Below are 21,249 nucleotides of genomic sequence, written 5' to 3'. Positions count from 1 at the left end.
TTGAACTGTATGGGGTAACTACTCCTGTTCCTCGAGGACCTCGCGCAAGCAGTCACGATGTGCTCGAATCGTCGTCGTCGACGTGTTTGCACTGTCCGCAACCTCTTGTTGTGAGAGCTCGTAGCCGAACTCGTGGCTGGCTCGGTATAGACAGGTTGCAGCGAAGCCTCGAGGACGACGTCCACTTGTGATACCAGCATCTTCTGCGAGCGTTGCTAACTCATGTGCTCGGTGTCGAATCTCATCTGGAACCTCGAGCGTGGCTGCGAGTTGCGGGAGGAAATTCTGCGGCCGTGGAATCGTTGTAGGAAGTTCGAGTTCGGTGTTCATCGCCGAGTACGCACACTCGAGGTCTGACCGTGAGCACGTCGCCAGCTGACTGATCTCCTCGAGGGTTCGTCCGAGTCCGTTGCACCGACACACTGCGTAGACGCTCGCTGCTGCAACTCCCTCGAGTGACCGTCCCTGACAGAGGTCCTCTCCTTGAGCACGCCGAAAGAGCAGACACGCCTGTTCGCACAGTGAGTCTGGAAACTCGAGGGCACTTACGATCCGACGGACTTCGCTGAGACTGTATCCAAGATTTCGTTCACGCTTTGTTCGCCACTGACTGCGGCGATGCTCCCTCCGAAGGCGGTTGAGTTGACTACGTTTTCGTCCGGGGAGTGCGTTCCCTTGCCCATCTTTCTTCCATCCAATCTCCGTCGACAGCCCACGGTCGTGTCGGCCTGCTGTGAGCGGAGTGCCTGTTCGGCGCCGGCTCGAGCTCTCAGGTGAGTCGAACCACTCGGGTCCGTAATCGAGGTGGTCTTCATCGACGATCAAGCCACACTCTCGACAGCGTGTTTCGTGGTTCGCTGTGATGACATCTCCACTGCACTCAGGGCACAACGTCGTCGATCGCGTTGTTTGCGCTGTCTCTCGAGTAAAGTGACTGCTGCATATCTCGTTTGTAGCCATCTTGCTCCGACGAGGCAACTGTTTTTTTTCACCCCGTCACCCTTTTCGGGGCCATAAACCGTCTCGAGCGAGTATTCCAGTCGTTTCAGCTATCGAATGAAAGTCCCGTCTGGAGCTGGGACGAGTCCAGTCCGAATCTCGAGGTCGACACGTCGGAGATGCTTGCAGCCACCATCTGGTTGGCGCTGTTCGAAATCAGGACAGGCGCACGTCTCTTTCTCGACGTCGACCACGTAGGTGCTGCCACTCTGACTGAGAACATCGTAGACAGGTCCTTGTTGGCCGAATCGGACATCCATGTTTTCGGTAAGCGCGCGGCGGGTCCGTGGCTCGTCGATCGAGTATCCGCCGGCCTCGAGTGCAGTCGGTGGCTGTGGGTCATCACAAAGACTGGTGAATTCGTCTCGACGGTTACGTTCTTGCCTACACTTCCTGCAGCGCCAGTAGCGGGTACGGTATTCGTAGCCCTCTGTAAGGTCGATCTCGTACGGTGATGGCTCAGTGCCGGGAAGCCACTCGTCGATTGCTACGAGTTCGTGGCCGTTCAGGCGAGCCACGCCACCTGGATAACTTCGATCCCGGTTGCTCGTTGACTGGTGATTCGATTGATGTTCTTGATGCGGCTCGCTCTGGGTGGAGTGATCTATACTCATTGATGACTGAGGCTGTTGGATGTGCGCCTCAGCCATTCAGGCGCAAAAATGCTGCACGGTTCTTATAGCGGTACCCACTTCCGAAATGCAGAGATGACGATTGAACTGTTACACCGTACTGGCCACATCACGCTATGGACAACGGAATAGCATTCACTCCCTGGACAGAACAAATTTTCAATCCAGAATAGTAATCGCCACGAGGCTGGTCGTCACCAAAAAATTCGTAGACCGGTGTGATGTTCTATTGCTCGTCTTCGCGCGCTTCTTCGACCTTCTCTGCGACCGTCTCGTAGGCATTGTCATCTGCAAACCGATAGGTACTCGGTTCGGAGACAATGACGAGCACGGTCTTTCCGACCGCCTGGTTCACCGCTCTGATGACCGCATTGAAGTCAGTCATGTCGACATCGCCCAGTGCGGCCTCAGAGAGCCCGTACAGGTCGAGAATTTGGAAGACAAGATCGTGGAACCTGCTCAGATCACCGAAGGGTGCGACCTCGTGGTCGTCTCGGTTCTCATCGTACTCTAAGAAGAGCACGATGGGGCTGGATCCGCCTTGGAACGTCTTGCTTAGGAATCCAACTTCCACAAGACGATTGAGCAGGGATGTGCTGTTGAGCGATTTCAGCACTCGGGCCTTGTCGTCAACGACTTCCTCGACGTGGGAAGAGGCCTTGATCTCGTCTCGAAGCTCGGGGCGTTCGAAGTCACTGTGACCATTAACTGCGGCAATGGCCATCAGCAGCTGCTGTCTCTGGTGAGTCAGTTCGACCCACCGAACGTTGCGATCGTCGGAATCTGGTGTAGAGCTCATTTGTCGAGCCTGCCGCCACCTGAAGAGAAGGGAAAATTACTTGTCTAGGTACACCTAAGACCTTGACAAGCCCCTCAATCCCTTCTCAGACCCCCAATCCGGGTGGTCGACGCAGGGGTGATTTGGGGCTGCACCTTCGACCCACGGTAGGCCATCAACCAGATCGTGGGTCGAGTTCTCCGATGTTGTCTTCCTCAATCAGGCTGACCTTTGTCAGCGTTGATAGGTGTTGGTGTGCGATCTACATAAATCCTGTGCATAGACACATCCCAATGTCAAAAACCCCCAGAACTACTATTTCGGGGGTCTGATGCGGTTTTAGTTAGGTTTGAGGTTTGTATTAGTAGATAATACGGGGCAACATTGGTATACAGAACCCAGATATAATTAGGCGTCTCTTAGGAAAATAACCTCATCTGAATGCTGCAAACGATCTTCTTGGCCTAGCAAGAGCTTCTGGCATCAAGGTATATACTTCTGGCTTGTCATTCCCAACTATACGATGGGTCTCGAGTTAACAGAAGGTCAGATTCAAAGTAGGGTAAATGAATATAAGCGAAATGAGGATTGGGAAGAGAAGATAGAAACAACAAACGAAATTGCTGCAGCTGTCCGTGGACTGGCAGAAAGTATAGTAGAGTACTACGATGACCAAGTTGGAACAGATGAGATGTCTACTCTATTTCGGTTATGTCAGATCTCATCAAAAGCCACACTTTCTAAAAAACGAAGTAGAGTTGAGGGACTGGATCTTCCAGAACACGTTAAAGAGGACATCAAATCAGAAATTCCTGATGTGGGTATTGTTGGTGGAGGGCAAGCCCAAATTTCGATTCCAGCGGAATACGAGTCAGATGCGTATCAGCTGTTAGATGTTCTTGTCAACTCTGACGATCAACACGAACTTGACGTTGCTATCGATGAGTTTGCTGCGTTGAATATCAAAGGAATACAGGCTGGTGTTTTGTCCCCGATTTTGTTCTTTCTTCATCCAGCGAAGTATCCTATTATCAACAGTGCATCTCGCAACGGAATGGAAGCGCTCCTTGATTACCCGGTGAGCTCTCAGCTATCCGAATATACGAAAGAAGCCGAGAAATTCAGAGAGTTTAGAGACGAATATGATTTAGGCGGTGACGATGGAAATCTTCGTGATGTTGACTGGTTCTTTTATACACTTGAGCTTGATGCTACGCCAGCTGTGTGGATCGAAAAGACAGCGATTCATGGTGAATATAAAAAGCCTGGTGCAGGTGAACTTTCTCTGGGCAAGGCAATTATGTCTCCGCAACGGGCAAGTGGTGGAAGAGATTTCTATTCGACCCTTCGTGACGCTGAAATCGGAGATATTGTTGTTCACCTATTGAAGGACAAAAAAGAGATTACTGGTGTCTCAATTATCGATTCAGAACTCATCACAGACTATGACTTTCCAGAAGCAGTTGAACAGCGGTGGGAGGAGGATCAACGTGAACGAGGTGGGTATCTCAGGCGATTAACCAATTTTCGAGACCTTGACAATCCTCCAGCCGTTTACGACGATCTCCTTGACAACGAGTCGTATGAAGAAGAGCTACAGAGAATCTATGACGAGCATTCTGGCTTATTTTACGACAAGAATCAAAACATCGTCCAAGGGACATACTTTACTGCATGTCCGGATCCTCTCGCTGAGGTGTTAGCTGATACCTCGTCTGAGCTTGCGGAGTATTTCCGTGCACATGGGTTTGAACCACATAATCCTCCACAGATCTTCCAAATTCCGCTCTCTGACACGCATTCTATGCGAGATAATTTTGAGCAAACAGTTACGCAGAATGTTTCCGTTACGGATATCGAGGATCTTGTAGAGACTGAATATGACCGAGAGACAATCCGTGTCTGGGCATCTGGCGAAGAAAGTGAATCGGAAGAACCTGGTGATCTTCTACTCTTTGGAGACCGAGATACCGAGGAGTATTTCATCGGGGCTACTGTCGGTGGCTCCGAACAACTCTCAGAAGATCGAGCACGAGAATTTTGTGATGTTGTTGGATGGGATTATTCTGAGCGATACCGATATCTCATCTATCTTGATGAGGTCTATGAGATCGAACTCGATGGCGAGTATTTCTGGGAGTTGATGGAATATGATGGGTTCCCATATGATGGATTTAGTCGGATTTACCCAGACCGGGTAAAAGAGAATCTAATAGCAAACAATGATTACGGAAGCGTCGATGCTTTTCTCGAGGAAATCACTGTATCAAAGCTATATCCTGTGGACCAGAATGGCGAAGAACCAGGAGAAAGTGACGACGACTTGGAACCAGTCTACTATCTCTGGAATACAAACTACGAGAACGAGGACACAGACGGATCACAAGCATTTCAACGAGGAGTGGCTGCAGCATATGGTGGAGATGAGTGGGGCAAGGATCTAACCCGTCCTAACAAGGGTGACATCCTCTTTGCGTACCTCGCCGGTACGGGGGTCGTCGGGGTTGGTGTCGTGATCGACGAAACAGATGGTGAGCCGATCGATAAGAATGATCCCTCTATTGACCCGATTAAGGGACTTCAGACCCCTGAATACCATCTTCCAGTTGACTGGGTTTACACTCTCCCACAGGAGTCTGCTGTGAGCATCTCGAAAGTTGCTGATCTTCTTAACCGAAAAAGGATGTCGCACGTAGGTACGATTGAAAAGCCAACCGATCAGCAAGGTGCTCGAGACCTCTATGACACTGTTCGACAGCGCTTCACAGAGCTTCATGAAACATCTCCAGTAGAGCAGCATCAAAACAAAGATATTGAACGGCTACTTGAATCGAAGAAGCAGGTTGTCTTCTATGGCCCACCTGGTACTGGAAAGACCTACACAGCTCGACGATTCGCGGAGTGGCTTCGAGCGAAGAAGGATGCTAACGCATTAGGTGTTGACCAGATTCGAACAGTAACGTTTCACCCGTCTTTTTCCTACGAGGACTTCGTCGAAGGCTTTACCGCATCAGTTGAAAATCAACAAGTTGAGTACGCGTACGAGAAAGGAACGTTTGCAGAGATCGTGCGAGATGCTACGGATGCATACAACAATAGCGGCCAGAACAACGATGCACCGCCATTTTTTCTCATTATCGATGAGATCAACAGAGGGAATTTAGCACAGATTTTCGGAGAGTCGATCACCCTATTGGAAGCAGACAAACGACTAAATCAAGAAAATGAGATTGTGGCCAAGCTCGCCCACTCAGGCGAGGATTTTGTTATCCCGCCCAACCTCTATATTATCGGGACGATGAACACTGCTGATGAATCCATTGCCTTGGTCGATACCGCTTTACGCCGACGCTTTCGCTTCCTCCCGTTCCCACCAGAACTTGAGATCGCCACCAATAGTTATCCAGCGCTGGCGAATGTCGATGAGCTGGATGATCTTCTGCAAAATGGTGGAAATCAACGAGATCAACTCGTTGCAGCGTCTATTCTTGCTCTCAAAGAGCTCAATGAGCGGATCATTACACTCCAGCATCTCGGCAAGAGGAAACAAATTGGTCATACTTTCCTCTTGGGACTCGAAACATCCCAGGACGTAGTCGATATGTGGCGATTCGAAATACTGCCACAGCTTGAAGAATACTACTTTGGTCAATTCAACAGGCTTCAGAGCGATCTATTCCAGAACGGTGGTGATCAGCTTATCGACTGGGAGGCAAATCAGATCTTAGCCTTCGACTCTGAAACGCTGTACAGTGCGCTGTGTGAGATTGCGGGTATCAGTACTGACGACAGGGCACCACTGTCAGTAGAGTTCACCAGCATGGAGTAAATATTGATGATTGACGACAATGCAGTTGTAACAGTCTCAGGAGCGGCCGTCTCAGAGTCATCATCAGGTAAAACGGTGCCACCAGAAGACCCCATCACACTCGCAGAGCACGACGAAACGGAGCCGTTCCTGCTCTCTGAACCAGACCGAGATTTTCTCGAATCACTCAGTGAGAAATCACGGCCACTGTCGGTGACCTACACTGCGGATGGCACTGCCTCAATCCGTTCCTCCAGCTACGTTGGAGTAATGACGCTCCCCAGTGGTACCACGGTTGAGGTAACGCCCAAAGAGACCGTCAGCAATTTGCTGTACTTGCTGCAGTACGCGTTTGAGGTTCCTGCCAGTACAATCGAACAGACGACTGGACTCAAACCTTCTGAGACGTTTATCGACGCGTTTGGGGCACTATTCCATGCTGAACTCAATGAGGTGCTGAGGCAGGGCATTCGGCGCGATTACAAACGAGTGCAAACACTTGAACAGGAAGTTCGAGGCCGACTCGATGTCCAGCGGCAAATCCAGCGACCAACCACGGTTCCGACGGATTTTGCTGTCGAGTATGACGCATTCTCGTCAGATACGGTACTCAACCGCGCAATCCACCGGGCGACACAGATTGTTACCTCTCTGGTTGAAGACGAACATCTTTCCTCGAAGCTGTCTTACCAAGAAAAGAAACTTCGACAGTTCGTCTCGCCAGCTCACGTTTCTCTTGAGGAGATGAACACAATTGAAATTACGCGACTCAACGCATATTACGAGGATCTCCTAGAGCTTACTCGACTCGTCCTTTCACGGCGGTTTTTCGAGGATCTCTCATTTGGTGACCGACAATCGTTTGGGCTCTTTATCAATATGAACAGTATCTTCGAGAAAGCAGCTGAACGCGCGTTCCGCGAGGCTGCGAGGGATATTTCCAGCGAATGGACGGTCGAAGGTCAAGCCAATATTCGAAACATCATTAGTGGGCCGCATGCGGTCACTATGAAACCGGATTTCGTGGTAAGTGATTCCTCGGGTTCCGTTTTCCTTGTCGGAGACGCGAAATGGAAAACTGGAAGCTTACAGTCTGGGGATGTATATCAAATCACATCCTATATTTTATCAGAGAAAGCGCCAGGCATTCTCGTATACCCTCAGCAAGGTGGCCGCAAGGAGCCGTCACGAGTTCACGATGGGATGAATGATTGGTCGCTTCAGTCCGTTGAACTTCCAACTGCTACTGACGCCAAGTCATACTACGGATACCGTGATCGACTTATCGAAACTGCCAGCGAAATTTTATTCGAGCACAGACGCTAATCCCCTTGTTACGAACTCTGTGCTGTTCTATCTGAAGGTGGGTAGCTTCGTCCATTTTGCACTTCATATGCTTCTTCGACGATGCCATCTATCTCCATTTTGACGAACACATTCCGCATCCCAGTCATACGAAACAGACACTTTACCTGGCTAAATCGGTAATCTGTATAGAACGCGAAGTCAAAGATGAGAGCTCGTGTTGCATCCTCTCGCGTAGTGTAGTCTCGCACGGACCATTAACCTTGCACAAAGGGTATGATTCGGTTGCTGTTAGCAGCTGTCTGGAGCAACTCCCAGACTTGGTCATCCATCACTGGCTGCTCGTACCGTGGTTGGGAAACCGGATACTTGATTGTTAAAGTTACCCCACAAAATCTGATGATTATTCCCATGTGGGGTAACTCGGATCTCATCAGGACACCATTGTTTCCAGTATTGCCGCTGTTAGCGCTTTGAGACAGTGACACTACCTTCTCGCTCTGAGTTCGTAGTTGCGAGCGTTAATTTGTCGATGCTCTCGAAGCAAACTCTTGAGCTGTCGACAGGCGTCTTTGGCCCGCCAACCAAGTTCATACTCTCGAGTTCTTTGTAGCGATTGAGCGTACCACTCACAGGCGTCAGCAGCGAAAGCCAGCCACGCAACTCGAGTGTGGACACGCCTATGTCGACGTCCAACCATCCAGATCGTCGCGATCGCGTCCAGCCGATTTCCGATCTCCTTGTCACCGTGTGTCTCGAACCACTCTCCTCGAAGCTCACAGGCCGAGACGACTGTCTCGCAGAACTCTTCGTCGGCACCGAGTACAACGTGGTGTCCTCGAGTCTGTTGGACCTCGAGAATCATGACTGCGCCTCCTCGAGCTCGGATCGGACCTGATCCTGGTGCGAAATGGCGCATGCCGGCGAGCAGTACACTGTTGACGTTGGGTTTTCACAGACCGGATTCAAACACGCCGTCTTTCGATGTTCGGGAGTATGTGTCGATCGCTGTTTCATTGGGTTTTCACGCAGGCACCTACTCTGATGCGCCTGCACCCTTGTTCAGGCGCACAGAACACAACGCGAACACGAGTACCGGGTTGCCCAAATAGTGATGTGAGATCTCTCGAAATGGCCGTGGTGAATCGCCATACTGCGGTTGATTTCACTGTTCGATGGCACGCTTGATGTTATAGACGACACACAACAGGACGATTTCACGGAACTCACGATACCAGGATCGCGCACGCACGGCGTCGCCGAGCGTGCGCTTGATCACGGAGAAGACGGTCTCAGACAGGGCTCTCTGGCCATAGAGAAGTACAGGTGTCGGACACCACCCCGCCCTTTCCGATTCCAGCGGGAGCATAACCTTGGTCTTCGTATTCGCCTTCAGGGATTCGGTGAGCTTCCCGATAAGCACCTGGTCTAGGAGAACGGTGTGGTTATCAGGATTTGTCAGGTCCTGGAGACCGGTGAATGGCTGCGTTGCATCTACTCTAATCTTGTTAGTAGTGTCCAGGAAAAATGGATAGACCAAGCGTTGAATGATGAGTGGAGCAGCTGTACTAGTGTAGAGGTAATTCCCCGAAGAGAGTCCCGGAGGTTGACGGAACGACCTGTATCTCGAAGTACTGCATGGGTGACGAGCTGTATATCTGTACGAAGTGTAGTGAAGAGATCAAGGGCGGAATGAATTTTGCCCGGCACATTTGGAGTGAGCACGATATTATGGAGGACCCTCGACAGTATCGTGATCCGGCGAGAGGTCAGATGAGTCTCGGTGAGAGGTGGTCGAGTTGAATAGAGATTCTCATTGTCACAAGTCCCTTGACGAGTTTGTCTCTTCTTCTGAGAATTGTGTGGAGGGCCAAGAACAGGTAGATGACGAAAGATCTGAATTAGTAATCGTGGAGAAGGATGATTCTGATACCGGCGACGATCTGATCCTGCTATGAGTAACGAGGTCAGGGAGAAGTACTGTTGGCTGGACTGATATTGGCGGTGGGACGTGTTGTCTACGTCACTTTGAAATCTGTTTTTCAGATTTTTAGCGGGATTGTCTTCCAGGGTTTAACGGCCTAGCATTCTATCGCGGACGTCGTTTGCAAGGTAGTCTTCGTATCCGATTTCATCCTGCTCTAAGTTCTCGATGGTTCTTACCAGGCTTTGAGCTATCTCGACTACTTCGACCAGTTCTTTCTCGATTCGTTCCCGGTCCGGGTCGACGTTCGTTTGCAGTTTTTCCTTTCCTTCTTTCGCCGCTTCATGAGCTATCGAATACTCGTTGGCGAACTTGTCAAAACGTGGCTCAGAGGAAAGCACCTGCTGCAGATTTTGCTCTGCAAGGTTGATCAGAGATTCTTTTGGACTCTTGTTTTCCCAGGCGTGGAAATAGGCTTCCGCCATTTCTTCAACTTCTCTTCTCCATTCAGGGGCTTGATCCCGTATTTCCTGGAGATCGCTGATTTCTTGTCGTGGGTCGTACCGGTCGTTGTGGGTTACAGGGTTCCGGGCTTGGATGAGCGGGAAGGGAAGTATCTCTATTTCTTCCGGTATCTGACCGGGTATTGACTCGAATTTGGCTCTTACCTGTCGCCACTGTTCGTCTAAGTAGTCTTGATTGATAGAGGTCATTGACCCCAGTTTTTCTTCTGCTACGTCGGTTAGTACGGTGGAGAAGTAGTTTCTGAGGAGATGAACACCGATTCGACGGTCTTCAATATTATCGAGGTCCAGCTTGTCGAAGAGTTCAAGATACCGTTCTGGATCTGGTGGCTGACTCATTACTCAAAGTTTTCTATTTGATAGCGTTGATGATTTTGTCCCGCATTTCGGTGGTCCGGGTAAGTGCGTCCGGGTACTTGGCCCGGTAGTCTTCGACGTCTTCGATTTCTCCGGTGCAGTTCTGGCTTTGCAGGTAGCCTTTCTCGATGGTTTCGAGTTCTGTCCCGCATTCTCGGCATTTGATGGGGCCGGGAGCGTAGATTGTGTCGTCCATGATCCATTCTCCCGAGGCATTGCACATAAACTGTCGGTGGTCTACGGTACGGCAGAATAGGTCTAACCAGGTATCTTTCAGGCCCAGGTTTAGGAACAGTGATTTGTCTAGTTAGCTTGTACCGTTTTTCTATGGGCAGTAAGACGTATGAGGAGGAGCGAGAGTGCAATGAGTGCGGTTCGACGTACACTGCCTCGGTTTATATCGGTGTAGGCCAGGATACGACGGACGGTCTCTGCAGGGACTGTTACAGTAGCCAGAGGGAGGAGAGGATTGAACGGATTCTCTCTGAGCACGACGATAAGTGGTATCGTCCGGATTCCGAGGATAAGGAAATTGCAGTCTACAAACCTGATGGCGGCCGAGCGGACTACAAGCACGATATCCATGCCGTTCAGAATATCGAATCCTGGTACGGTAAGTAGTCTACACCCCAGATGTGAACTGATTGACTATTATTGAGGTCCAGATCATAACTGTTGTTTATATATCAATGGTTCTGGATTACTCTGTTGATCTGTGAAGCCCGTGTTTCTAGGGTTTAGGCGGCCCTAGACGCCGGTTTGAGGCGATAGTATTATGGTGGGTTGGCACGTAACCTGACATGTCTCCCACGAATACACACCTGGAGACGGAGAGCACGACCTTTGAGTTCGAACGTAGATACCCGAGAAATCGGCAGAGGGCAGCAAACACTTCATGAGGCGGTAGTTTCTCACCGGATATACAAACCGGTTAGAGGCGTTCATCCCCGCGTAGAACTACCGGATCCAGAGTATGAGGACTGGCTTGACGGGAATCAGGACGTCGAGTACGTGGTAATCAATTTTTCCGACGCCCAGGAGGTCATTGAGCGAGACGGTGACCTGAGCCAGGTCCTCGAGCCGTGGCATATCCCGGTAATCCTCGGTACGGAGCACGATGATGACGTGAACGAGCGTACTTTCCAGGATGTAGTGAATTTGCTGGAAGTGGTTCAGCCAGCGATCTACGTTCCCGACGTGGTCTACAGCTACAACTGGATGGACGAGGAGATCCAAGACAACGCTATCGAGGCGTACACCGGCCACGTCCGGACTCTTCAGAAAGAAATCATCGAGCAAGACTTCGATGTCCGGTTGATCCCGACAAACAAGGGCTGGAAGTACGGGCACTTCGTGGAATATCGGGAATTATACGACGAATTCGATTACCAGGAGTTCGCGTTTTACGCTGTCCAGTACACGGGCGGTGACGCCGGGAACGCGATCAATGTGCTACACAGCCACGTCAGGGACTGTATCGCCGCCATAGACATGGAGGATGTTTTCCTGATCGGACGGCTTGCGGAGGATGACCTGTTTGATTTTGCTCCGCGTGTCCGTGGGGCTACTGGGCTTCGGCAGTGGAAAAGTGCCTGTACAGAAGGTGACGGGCTTTCGCAGGATCCGTGGCCGGAGTTCCAGGAGAGCCGGGAGGCCAAGCTTTCGTTGAACGATGATCAGGAGCAGAGGCCGGTAAACGAGTTCTTCGGCGGGAAGGAGGATAACTGAACGATGTTCGTATTCCTTGGTTCATACAGCGGTGGTGATTACGATTCGTCGGATGATGATGATTCGCAGGATGATGGAGCGACTGACGATCATACTCAGACCGGTGTAGACGATTATACTGGTGACGATGGAGGCGATAACTCTGACGAGGATTCGGGTGGTGGCAAAGTAGCTGCTGCGGGTGTTGCCGGTGCCGCTGGTGCTGGTGCTGCTGGGTCGGGTGCCGGTGCAGGTACAGGTACAGAGCCTTCTGAAGGCAACGAATCCGGCGACAGTGGTGAAGCAGAGGAAGAAGAGGGTAAAGACGAGGACGACGAGGAAGAGGAACAGCCGGATTTAGAGCTAGAAGACGACGACGTCGACGAGCCTGAGACAGAGGAAGACACGGAAGAAGAGGAGGACACCGACGACGAAGACGACGAGGATGAGGACGAGGACGACGAGGAAGAGGAAGATGAGACAGTGGTCGTGGTCCAGGAAGTCGATGCGTTGAGCGCGATGTCATGGGGTGTCCAACCGGTGATGAAACGTGTCGAGGAGTGCTACAGTGAAGAGATCGAACTCTTCTACAAACCGGCTCCTGTCCGCGCGATCAATCCGGTGCAGGAGAAGCAGAAGTGGATTGACGTCGGTCAGCAGCTGGGTATGCCGGTTGATCCTTCGTTCTGGGACGATGACTCGCCGGAGTCCACGGAACTGGTCAACAGAGCGTTCGAGGCAGCAGACAGGCAGCGGCGTGGAGAGGATTACATCCGGGCGTTGTGGCAGCGTGGTGTTGCAGCTGGCCGTGACATCAACGACCGAGAGGTCTTGATCGACCTGGCGTCAGATCTCGGCCTGGACTCGGAACAGTTCGAGGAAGATCTGGAAGAAGCCGAACTGGAATCCGGTGAGCGTGGCGAGCTTCCGTTCACGTTCATGGAGATTCAGGGGAAGCCGGTGCTGAAGAATGGCCGTGTCCGGTACTCGGATTTCAAGACCCAGTTCACGTTCCAAGGGATCGAGGAGCAGGACCCTCAGGAACTGCAGGGGTTCGTTGAGGAGCATGGTCCTGTGGCCACTCCCGAGGTCATGGAGGTCTACGGGATCAAGCGTGAGGAAGCACGGAACCGTCTCCAGGATATGGATGGTGTTTCGTCGTTCGAGGTGGGCGGCGAGAAGTTCTGGAGTATTTAGGACAAATACTCTCTGTGCAATCTGAAGCGGTTTTTCCGATGGTGATCTGCCAGGGGGTTTCAATTCACAATAAACGCCGAGTGGTATCGAATTAGGTGATTGAGTTACCGAAGTCAATTTTGAGGAGTTTTCTTTGCCTCATATAGCTAGACTTTATGGGGGTGATGACGGCGGTCATGTCCCAGATCTGGGTGACGATTCTTCCGTTGACGTTGCCTGAGGTCTGGAAGATTTTGTCCAGTGCGTCTGCGTCTAGTGTTTCGTGGAGTGTGGGTTCTATCTGGAGGCAGTCGATGGAGTGTGCTGCTTTCAGGACTCCTTGGGAGATGGGTTCGTATTCGGTGAGTAGTTCTCTAGTTTCGTCTGTGTTGTTGCACTCCGCCACTTTCTTGGCTAAGCTCTCGAGCTTTCTCTGACATAATTTATGGATTTTCCTAAATTCCAGTTCCCGGTATGAGGGGGCGATAATTATTCCTCTTGCAAATTCGTCCTGCTGGTTCGTTAGGTCCTTGGAGGATCTCTGAATTTGGATTTGTTGTAGAGTTCTTCTGAGGCGTCATTTTGAAAAGCATGAAGTAGGTCCGAGTCAGAACAGAAGCGTATGAACTTTTCAGAGCTCCTGACGCCCCGTAAGGAAGTCCGTGAGGGGCGTTTTCAGGGGGTTCTCCAGGCGCACAAGGTAGGTGGGTCGGAGGACCGGCTTGAAAATGATCCGTCCCGGCTTCTCTCCATGACCTATCCCTCGAATGCTTTGGAAACTGCGTTCGACCATGTTGATAACAAGTTACGGGGGCGGGACAGTCAGGGAGGAATCACGCTTTCAGGGCCTTATGGGGCAGGTAAGTCTCACGGCTTGTTGACCCTGTATCACCTCTTCAATAGTCCAGAGGTTGGCCAAGAATGGCTCAATGATTGGGAGATTGCTCTTGATGTCCCGGAGTCAACGGATGCGACCATTCTGTCTACCAGTGAGACTGATGCGGATCATATCTGGGAGCCGATTTTCGAGGATCTTGGCCGTGAGGATATCTCAGATGATGTCAAGCGGTATGTTACGACTGAGCATATAGAGGATCTCTGTGCTGATGGGCCGGTTGCCATCTTTTTCGATGAAATTGAGACGTGGTGGGAGTCGTTTAGCGATTCGGTGGATGAGGAATTGGTTGAACGTAACGAGTTCTTCATCCAGAATCTACTGGAGGTAGCGAACGATCCTGACGAGGACCTGTTTGTTTTCATCACACTATTGGACAAGAGCGATGACTTCAAGCGGATTCTCAATCGGACGAGTCCCTACGCCGTAGATCTGAACGCCACCGGTGACCGGGAACGGATTATCCTCCACCGACTCTTTGAAACTCGGCGTGAAGAACTGGATGAAAACGAGGTTCGGGATATAGTCCAGAACTACGTTGAAAACTACTCTTATCCTATCGACATTGAGGAGGAGAAACGGTACGAGAATAGGATGGTGGAGACCTATCCGTTCCATCCTGAGCTCCTTGACATCCTTGATAACCTGTACGAAGGTGGGAAGGAAAGACAGAACGTTCGAGGTGCCATGAACGTGCTCGCTGATACAGTGAGACGGCTCTACCAGGATACCGATCTGATCATAACCAGCGATATCGAAGCAGCTGCGTTCCGGGGGATCAACCAGACACTTTTCAATCGGTATGTCTCCGACCTTGATTCTGTCGAGGATATCGACTTCGGTGAGGATCTGCTGAAGACCATTCTCCTCTACACTCTGGACGAAAGGTCTCAGATGGCCTCCGTCACGGAGTGTTTGCTTGGGACGTATAAGCCTGGAAAGAACTCGGTGTCGAAGCTGGATATGTCCCTCCAGAACCTGTATGGCACTGCTCACTACTTGGACCGAGATGGTCAGAAGGACAACTACTACATTACCGAGGATCCCAAGCTCACCGCTCTCGTAACTCGAGAACAAGAACGAGTTTTAGACGGAGATCGAGATGCTATTGAGGAGAAACTGGCTGAGGTCGTCCGGGACGATGTTTGGAAAGGAGACGTATTTGTCTATCCTGAAGACGATGTCTCGGATTCACGGGATATCTCGGTCGTTGTGATGTTGGACTACTTGTCGAACGGGGCCTTGGAGAAAAAGTTGGACAGCTTCTTCGAGGGTAGGACCTATCAGAACACGGTTCTCTTCGTCACTCCCAACCAGAAGATCCGCCAGGATGATGACCTGATCAGCAAGGCAGCTCGTGTGCTTGGCGCTGAGAACCTGAGAGGAAAGGTTGACGACGAGCAAGGTGAATTGGAGAAGATAATCCGAGACGAACGTCGTGAGCTACGGAACGAGCTTGAGGACAACTACGGGAGCTGGGTCAAGTGGACTGATTCCGGCGGAGGTCTTCGGATGAGGAAGAAATCGGTCAATCCCGACATCGAGGATGTGAAGAGCAAGGTAGGCCGTGATAAGACCTACATTGGAGAGAAGATCGTCGAGGAGGTCCAGGATGCAGAGAACGGGGTTAACGTAGGTTCGATGCTCAATGATTTCCGCCAGTTCCGTAGGATGCCTGTGGTCTTGGAGGACAGTGCGTTTTACTCTGCTCTCGGCCAACTCTACCGAGATGGGAAGATTATCTTGGAAAGCGACCGAGCGAAGTTCTACGCGACTCAGAAGGGCGATCCATTACCGGATCTCAACGATGAACTGACCATCCATCACCCAGACAATCTTGATGAGTCGGTTTACACGGAGACGGAGCCAGAGCCCGAGCCTAACACGGGCACTACTGGTTCGGGAAGAGCTACGACTGGAAGCAGTATCGGTACAGGTGATGGAACCACGACGACTGTCGGCCGTACCGGGTCAGGGACTGGATATGAAGGAGAAACGGCCAGTAAACCGACCGAGACCAAGACGGTTCAGTTAGAGGGCAACAGTGCTCGTGTTCTTCGAAGTGTAGCGGAGTCCCGGGTCAACGGAGACACAGACACTGCAACACATATCGATCTCTCCTACGATTTAGACGATCTGTCGAAGGAGGAGCTGATCGAGTTCCTGGAAGAACTGCCAAGTGCGACCCATATCAACGCTCAGGTGGTGATCGAAAGTGAAGTTCAAGACTGAGGTCCTCACCAATTTAGTCGACGCCGAGGACCCAATTGATCCGGTATGGGAGGCAGTCTGGAACATCTGGGCTCCTGCCGGAGATGATATCGCCTCGCACTATAGTCGGGAGTCGCAAATGGTGGAGTATGAACGCCTGCTTCTCGATGTCTACAGCGAGTTCTATACTGAGATCCTGGCAGACAGGTGTGTAAACCAGGCCTCCATGACCGTTCCCGAGGATGGAGCATTGGTTATGATGGACTCAATGAGTGTCCGAGAGGCCTCCCTCTTCGTACAGTTGTTGGAGGACGAAGCCAGTGAGCTGTCGGTCGGTTACTCGTATTCGACTGTTCCTTCCGAGACAATGCCTTTCCGAGATAGAGTAGGTTACTCCGATCTGAAGAAAGAGTACAAAACTGCCAGCGTACAGAGCCAAGAACCATCCCTGGATGGTGACGAGCAAATCATCTGGAGCCGGTACCCTGACGCCCTTCTCGAGAATATTCAGGAAGGAAGGACCAAATTGTCCTCCATCGAGGAGATGTACGAGAAGTCAGAGACAGCACTCCGCAACATCATCAACCAGCTGGATACAGACTCCTTGGTGATCACCTCAGACCACGGGTACGCCCGATTGGACTCCGGTCACACCTTCCAAATTTCAGACCGACAGAAAACCCGTCTCCAGAACACATTTAGTGGACGGTTCGAAAGTGTTGGGAACGTCAACGCTGACGACCTCGTGGAGGATGGTCTTGTCGTGGAGGCAGATGGGTACTACATGCCCATCGGGCGGTACACTTGGCCTGCCGGAGGGAAGTACTCGAATTTCCAGCACGGTGGTCTCAGCGTATCCGAGTGCATTACGCCCCGGATTAACGTCAATCTCTAAAAATAAGCATGAGCAAGGAAAACAGTCGTCGACCTATCGAGATTTCGTTCCCAATTGAGGGGGTCAACGAAATCGCATCGAAGGAAGGCCATGCCAAGCGCTACTACCGGCCTGTCTACACAATGCACAAGTACTGGGCCAGGCGACTGGGCTCGGTCTTCCGCACCATGCTCCTGTACTCCCTAGCGGAGGATGAAATCCATATCAAGGAGAACGGCCAGGAGAGTTTCGAGGAGTTACCGGACGTCGACTGGGATAATCCAGAGGCCCTATGGGACTACTACTTGGAAGACGTCGACTTTGGCGATAAGACTGTTCTCGACCCATTCATGGGCGGGGGAACCACGATCGTTGAAGCCCTGCGGATGGGCTGCAACGTCATCGGCAGCGATCTAAACCCGGTTGCCTGGTTCACAGTGAAGAAAGAGATTGAACCCGTGGATATTGATGATCTGCAAGAGGCCTACGACGAGATCTACGAATCTGTCGGTGAGGAAATTCTCGAGTACTACCAGACACCGTGCCCAGACTGCGATAACATGGCGGATGCGATGTACTACTTCTGGGTGAAGGAGATCGAGTGCCTGAACTGCGGCCACGATATTCCCCTGTTCAAGGGCTACTACTTCGCTAATTCCCGTTCCTCCAACGACAGCTACAAGAATGTTCTCTGCCCGGACTGCTGGACCGTCCAGCAGACAGACGACCACACTACGGAGACAACATGCGTGGACGACAGCTGCGGGAATAAGTTCATGCCCAAGGAGGGGACCGCTTCAGGACAGAATTATACCTGTCCTGATTGCGGTGTCCGGAGTAAGATTATCGACGCCACGAAACGCTTTGGCAAGCCAGATTCCCAGATGTATGCAGTGGAATACTACTGCGATTCCTGTGACGATAAAGGATACAAAGACCCCACTGACCACGATTTAGAGCTCTACGAGAGTGCTAGCAAGGAGTTGGAGGAAGAGTGGGACGAGCTGCCGATCCCAGAGCAGGACCGGTACCAGGGGAGCAGTGACCGTGCTTGGAACCACGGCTATCACAAGTACCACCAGATGTTCAACGACCGGCAGCTGTTGCTGCTGGGCCGGCTCCTCAACGAGATCGACGACATCGAGGATCAGAACGTGAAGGAGTTCCTGCTCACCACGTTCTCCGCCATGCTGGAGTCGAACAACATGTTCTGCATGTACAACCGGGTGGCGAACAAGCTTGAGCCTATTTACAACTATAACACGATTATCGCCCGGCACACACCTGTTGAAGGGAATGTCTGGGGCAGTGATTACGGTCGTGGTACCTTCAAGGGGATGTTCGATAAAACGAAGGCCGCGAAGGAGTGGTGTCAGAGCCCGGTCGAGAAATACATCGACGAGGACGGGAACTCTCAGGATAAGCAGATGCAGACTCCGGTAGAGGGTGTCCTTGTGGACGATGCCTCTCACCTAGGAGAGGAGGGGAATTCCTTCTTACGCTGTGGAACCTCTGAGTATCTACCTATCGAAGACAAATCAGTAGACGCGATCATCACGGATCCCCCATACTACGACAACGAAATGTATGCCGAGCTCTCGGACTTCTATTACGTCTGGCTACACGAGGTTCTCAGCGACACCTACGACCACTTCCAAGGAGAACGTACGCCGAAGAAGAGCGAGGCCGTTGTCGACCCGGCGAAAGATGTCGAGGACAAGAGAACCGAGGAGCACTACATCGAGACACTGACGAACGTCTTCAACGAATCCCGTCGGAAACTGGCTGACGACGGTATTATGGCCTTCACCTTCCACCACAAGGAGACCGAGGCCTGGGGTTCAACGCTCCAATCCGTACTTGATGCTGACTTCTACATTAGCGCTCTCTACCCTGTAAACAGTGAGACTCGTGGAGGTACCAGGCACGGAAGAGCAACCGTCGACTACGACACCATTATCGTCTGCAGGAAACGCCAAGAAGATCCCAAGGAGGTCTCTTGGAAGTCGCTTGAGGACGATATATACTTCCGGGCAGAGGATGAGATCGACCGACTGGAGCAAGCAGGTCGCCGCTTGACTGGAGGTGATATCTTCGTGGTGGCGATGGGGAAGTGCCTGGAGATCTTCTCGAAACACTATCCGAACGTCACTCGTGACGGAGAGCAGATGGACGTGGTCGAGGCTGTCGACGCTATCAAAGAAATCGTCGACGAACAACTGCTCGAGGAACGATTCCAGATTCTGAGCGAGGAAATGGATCCTCTCAGTGCAGTCTATCTAACCCACGTTTTGGGCCGAGGCGAGGAATTATCTTTCAACGCCCTCAATAAGGATCTTCGACAGAGAGGAGTCGACGTGGCTGAATTGGTTCATGAAGATCTACTGGAACAACAAGGTGACGACTTGGTCATTCTAGATCCGTTTGAACGGGCTGACTGCCTGGAAAACAAGAACGAACCACTGTCGATTGACAAGGCCCACTATCTGTACTACCTCTTCGAGACCGACCAGTTAGCCAAGCGATTCGGGAAATGGACTGATGAAGGTGCGATCAACGCGCTTCACAGGCTCTCAGAGATCGAAGGGGACGATGACTACGATGATATCGCTGAATACGTGAAGGAGCAATCCGACACTCAGCTGGAGATTGAGGACTTCCGCTGAGAAATCCTCGGCCAGTAAAGGCCTTGATTTCCGATTACTTTTATACCATTTGCCATATTATAGGCTGCTAGAATCTGATGAACTTCGATATCGGCTATCACGTCGTCGGTGAAGAGGCCTTAGACGTCGGTGACGAGTTTGATGAACGTATGAGTGTAGTCGAGTTTCTCCGCCGTGTCGACGATATGGGAGATTTGCCTTACGATATAGCGGTGTTCGGTCTTGACAGCTATCTCCGAGGTGCGGAAGATCCTGAAGAGATCAGCGAGTTCATCCACGACATCCTGTCCGAGCGCGTGAACTTTCTGCTGGCGAATAATCCCCGGGTACAGTTCGTGGTCGACAACGTGGAGTACTGGGATGAGCCCGTACTACTTGATGGCGACGAAAGAATAGGGCTGAATAGGATTTTCCGTGGAAGCCTTGAGCAGGTAGGACCTGGATGGTATTCGAGCAATCTCAACGTTACCTCGTAGCCCAGGATAGAGATGAAGGAAGTATTATAGTGAATCATCGTCTATGCTCCGGTCGTGACAAAGTCTGTGTTTCCATTTCCGGGAGGGAAATCCTATCTAGCTCCCTGGATCATCGAGCACTTCCCGGAGCATAAGTGCTACGTGGAGGTCTTTGGCGGTAGCGGTGCTGTCTTAGTGAATAAGCCTGAGAGCCATACTGAGGTCTACAATGACTTGGACGGTGATCTCGTCCAGTTTTTCAAGATTCTGCGCGAGAGAGAAGATGAGCTAATCGACTGGCTTAATAAAACTCCGTACGCACGAGAGCAGCATCAAGAGTGGAAAGAGGACTTCTATTCCGGCGAAAGACCTGACGACTCGATTGAGCGGGCAGGCCGGTTCTTCTACCTCAGGTATTCACAATACGCTGCAAAGTACCGGACTGCATCTGGATTTGCCTCAGCCCACCAGCGGAACAAGGCACGTAAGCTGAGGAACGCCACGGAGAAGCTATACGAGTTCGCAGACCGGTTCAAAAATGTCCAAATCGAGAATCTTGACTATGCAGATCTGATCGACCGCTACGATAGTGAAGACACGTTCTTCTATTGCGACCCGCCCTACGTCGATGAGGGGGACGCTCTGTACCGTCACGACGGGGACTTCGACCACGAGCGATTCGTGGATACTCTAAGCGAGACAGAAGGTAAATGGGCAGTATCGTACCAGCGAATCCCTGAAGGCCTGCAAGATTACACCATAGTGGAGAAAGGCCGGTCCCAGTTCATGAACAAGCAGCACGATAACGACAGCCGGTCTATCGAGGTAACCGAACGTCTCATCCTCAACTACGACATGGACGAGGCAGGAACCTTCGAGTTTGACGATACCGAGCAGACAACCCTAGATGGACTTGGAACCGAGGAATAGCCAACAAC

The 21,249-nt window shown here is 51.4% G+C and carries 16 protein-coding genes and 1 pseudogene; 10 read left to right on the top strand and 7 right to left on the bottom strand.

Going from position 1 to position 21,249, the window contains the following annotated elements:
* Positions 1-18: 18 nt before the first annotated feature.
* The 3 genes from AArc1_RS00355 to AArc1_RS00345 form a co-directional block, all read right to left on the bottom strand.
* Positions 19-960 carry a transcription initiation factor IIB gene (locus tag AArc1_RS00355; protein WP_117362396.1) on the bottom strand — a complete coding sequence of 314 codons (942 nt, stop codon included), beginning with the start codon at positions 958-960 and terminating at the stop codon, positions 19-21.
* Positions 961-1,049: 89 nt separating this feature from the next.
* Positions 1,050-1,613: a hypothetical protein gene (locus tag AArc1_RS19240; protein WP_117362395.1), complete on the bottom strand. Its 564-nt coding sequence runs from the start codon at positions 1,611-1,613 to the stop codon at positions 1,050-1,052.
* 244 nt (positions 1,614-1,857) lie between these two features.
* Positions 1,858-2,355, bottom strand: a complete 498-nt coding sequence (locus AArc1_RS00345; protein ID WP_154670840.1) for a hypothetical protein — start codon at positions 2,353-2,355, stop codon at positions 1,858-1,860.
* Between the two features lie 577 nt (positions 2,356-2,932).
* Here AArc1_RS00345 and AArc1_RS00340 point away from each other — a divergent pair.
* The gene (locus AArc1_RS00340) at positions 2,933-6,238 is read left to right on the top strand and encodes an McrB family protein (RefSeq protein ID WP_117362393.1); all 3,306 of its coding nucleotides are present in this window, start codon (positions 2,933-2,935) and stop codon (positions 6,236-6,238) included.
* A 6-nt stretch (positions 6,239-6,244) separates the two neighbouring features.
* Positions 6,245-7,543 (top strand): McrC family protein, encoded by a 1,299-nt coding sequence (locus tag AArc1_RS00335; RefSeq protein WP_117362392.1) that lies wholly within the window; start codon positions 6,245-6,247, stop codon positions 7,541-7,543.
* Positions 7,544-8,687: 1,144 nt separating this feature from the next.
* Here AArc1_RS00335 and AArc1_RS00325 read toward each other — a convergent pair.
* The 3 genes and pseudogenes from AArc1_RS00325 to AArc1_RS00315 form a co-directional block, all read right to left on the bottom strand.
* Positions 8,688-8,837 (bottom strand): annotated as a pseudogene (locus AArc1_RS00325) (transposase); the annotation flags it as partial.
* A gap of 758 nt (positions 8,838-9,595) precedes the next feature.
* Positions 9,596-10,309 carry a hypothetical protein gene (locus tag AArc1_RS00320; protein WP_117362390.1) on the bottom strand — a complete coding sequence of 238 codons (714 nt, stop codon included), beginning with the start codon at positions 10,307-10,309 and terminating at the stop codon, positions 9,596-9,598.
* A 13-nt stretch (positions 10,310-10,322) separates the two neighbouring features.
* Positions 10,323-10,523 carry a hypothetical protein gene (locus AArc1_RS00315; protein ID WP_133412308.1) on the bottom strand — a complete coding sequence of 67 codons (201 nt, stop codon included), beginning with the start codon at positions 10,521-10,523 and terminating at the stop codon, positions 10,323-10,325.
* Positions 10,524-10,654: 131 nt separating this feature from the next.
* Here AArc1_RS00315 and AArc1_RS00310 point away from each other — a divergent pair, with 131 nt between their 5' ends.
* The 3 genes from AArc1_RS00310 to AArc1_RS19230 all read left to right on the top strand — a co-directional run bounded on the left by AArc1_RS00310 (position 10,655) and on the right by AArc1_RS19230 (position 13,231).
* The gene (locus AArc1_RS00310) at positions 10,655-10,948 is read left to right on the top strand and encodes a hypothetical protein (protein ID WP_117362388.1); all 294 of its coding nucleotides are present in this window, start codon (positions 10,655-10,657) and stop codon (positions 10,946-10,948) included.
* 222 nt (positions 10,949-11,170) lie between these two features.
* Positions 11,171-12,055 carry a hypothetical protein gene (locus tag AArc1_RS19235; protein WP_228442293.1) on the top strand — a complete coding sequence of 295 codons (885 nt, stop codon included), beginning with the start codon at positions 11,171-11,173 and terminating at the stop codon, positions 12,053-12,055.
* Positions 12,056-12,058: 3 nt separating this feature from the next.
* Positions 12,059-13,231: a DsbA family oxidoreductase gene (locus tag AArc1_RS19230; RefSeq protein ID WP_228442292.1), complete on the top strand. Its 1,173-nt coding sequence runs from the start codon at positions 12,059-12,061 to the stop codon at positions 13,229-13,231.
* A gap of 91 nt (positions 13,232-13,322) precedes the next feature.
* Here the strand turns inward: AArc1_RS19230 and AArc1_RS00290 are convergent, their stop codons facing one another.
* A complete protein-coding gene (locus AArc1_RS00290; RefSeq protein WP_117362387.1) occupies positions 13,323-13,616 on the bottom strand; it encodes a hypothetical protein in 294 nt (97 codons plus the stop codon).
* Positions 13,617-13,832: 216 nt separating this feature from the next.
* Between AArc1_RS00290 and AArc1_RS00285 the strand changes: the two genes are divergently transcribed.
* The 5 genes from AArc1_RS00285 (at position 13,833) to AArc1_RS00265 (ending at position 21,241) form a co-directional block, all read left to right on the top strand.
* Complete coding sequence (locus tag AArc1_RS00285; RefSeq protein WP_117362386.1) at positions 13,833-16,337, top strand: DUF499 domain-containing protein; 2,505 nt, start codon at positions 13,833-13,835, stop codon at positions 16,335-16,337.
* Positions 16,321-17,211 carry an alkaline phosphatase gene (locus AArc1_RS00280; RefSeq protein WP_117362385.1) on the top strand — a complete coding sequence of 297 codons (891 nt, stop codon included), beginning with the start codon at positions 16,321-16,323 and terminating at the stop codon, positions 17,209-17,211. Before AArc1_RS00285 ends, AArc1_RS00280 begins: the two co-directional genes overlap by 17 nt.
* An 8-nt stretch (positions 17,212-17,219) precedes the next feature.
* Positions 17,220-19,856, top strand: coding sequence for a DUF1156 domain-containing protein (locus AArc1_RS00275; protein WP_117362384.1), 2,637 nt, complete (start codon positions 17,220-17,222; stop codon positions 19,854-19,856).
* A 77-nt stretch (positions 19,857-19,933) separates the two neighbouring features.
* Entirely contained in the window at positions 19,934-20,332 is a 399-nt protein-coding gene (locus AArc1_RS00270; protein ID WP_117362383.1) for a hypothetical protein, read from the top strand.
* A gap of 54 nt (positions 20,333-20,386) precedes the next feature.
* Positions 20,387-21,241: a DNA adenine methylase gene (locus tag AArc1_RS00265; RefSeq protein ID WP_117362382.1), complete on the top strand. Its 855-nt coding sequence runs from the start codon at positions 20,387-20,389 to the stop codon at positions 21,239-21,241.
* Positions 21,242-21,249 lie beyond the last annotated feature (8 nt).

Source organism: Natrarchaeobaculum sulfurireducens, assembly GCF_003430825.1.
Lineage (GTDB): Archaea > Halobacteriota > Halobacteria > Halobacteriales > Natrialbaceae > Natrarchaeobaculum > Natrarchaeobaculum sulfurireducens.
This window is presented reverse-complemented; position numbering and strand designations above follow the sequence as displayed.

What these genes read in the sequence shown, in the direction of transcription:
- AArc1_RS00355 (WP_117362396.1), bottom strand. Translation starts at nt 960, where the DNA reads ATGGCTACAAACGAGATATGCAGCAGTCACTTTACTCGAGAGACAGCG.
- AArc1_RS19240 (WP_117362395.1), bottom strand. Translation starts at nt 1,613, where the DNA reads ATGAGTATAGATCACTCCACCCAGAGCGAGCCGCATCAAGAACATCAA.
- AArc1_RS00345 (WP_154670840.1), bottom strand. Translation starts at nt 2,355, where the DNA reads ATGGCCATTGCCGCAGTTAATGGTCACAGTGACTTCGAACGCCCCGAG.
- AArc1_RS00340 (WP_117362393.1), top strand. Translation starts at nt 2,933, where the DNA reads ATGGGTCTCGAGTTAACAGAAGGTCAGATTCAAAGTAGGGTAAATGAA.
- AArc1_RS00335 (WP_117362392.1), top strand. Translation starts at nt 6,245, where the DNA reads ATGATTGACGACAATGCAGTTGTAACAGTCTCAGGAGCGGCCGTCTCA.
- AArc1_RS00320 (WP_117362390.1), bottom strand. Translation starts at nt 10,309, where the DNA reads ATGAGTCAGCCACCAGATCCAGAACGGTATCTTGAACTCTTCGACAAG.
- AArc1_RS00315 (WP_133412308.1), bottom strand. Translation starts at nt 10,523, where the DNA reads ATGGACGACACAATCTACGCTCCCGGCCCCATCAAATGCCGAGAATGC.
- AArc1_RS00310 (WP_117362388.1), top strand. Translation starts at nt 10,655, where the DNA reads ATGGGCAGTAAGACGTATGAGGAGGAGCGAGAGTGCAATGAGTGCGGT.
- AArc1_RS19230 (WP_228442292.1), top strand. Translation starts at nt 12,059, where the DNA reads ATGTTCGTATTCCTTGGTTCATACAGCGGTGGTGATTACGATTCGTCG.
- AArc1_RS00285 (WP_117362386.1), top strand. Translation starts at nt 13,833, where the DNA reads ATGAACTTTTCAGAGCTCCTGACGCCCCGTAAGGAAGTCCGTGAGGGG.
- AArc1_RS00275 (WP_117362384.1), top strand. Translation starts at nt 17,220, where the DNA reads ATGAGCAAGGAAAACAGTCGTCGACCTATCGAGATTTCGTTCCCAATT.
- AArc1_RS00270 (WP_117362383.1), top strand. Translation starts at nt 19,934, where the DNA reads ATGAACTTCGATATCGGCTATCACGTCGTCGGTGAAGAGGCCTTAGAC.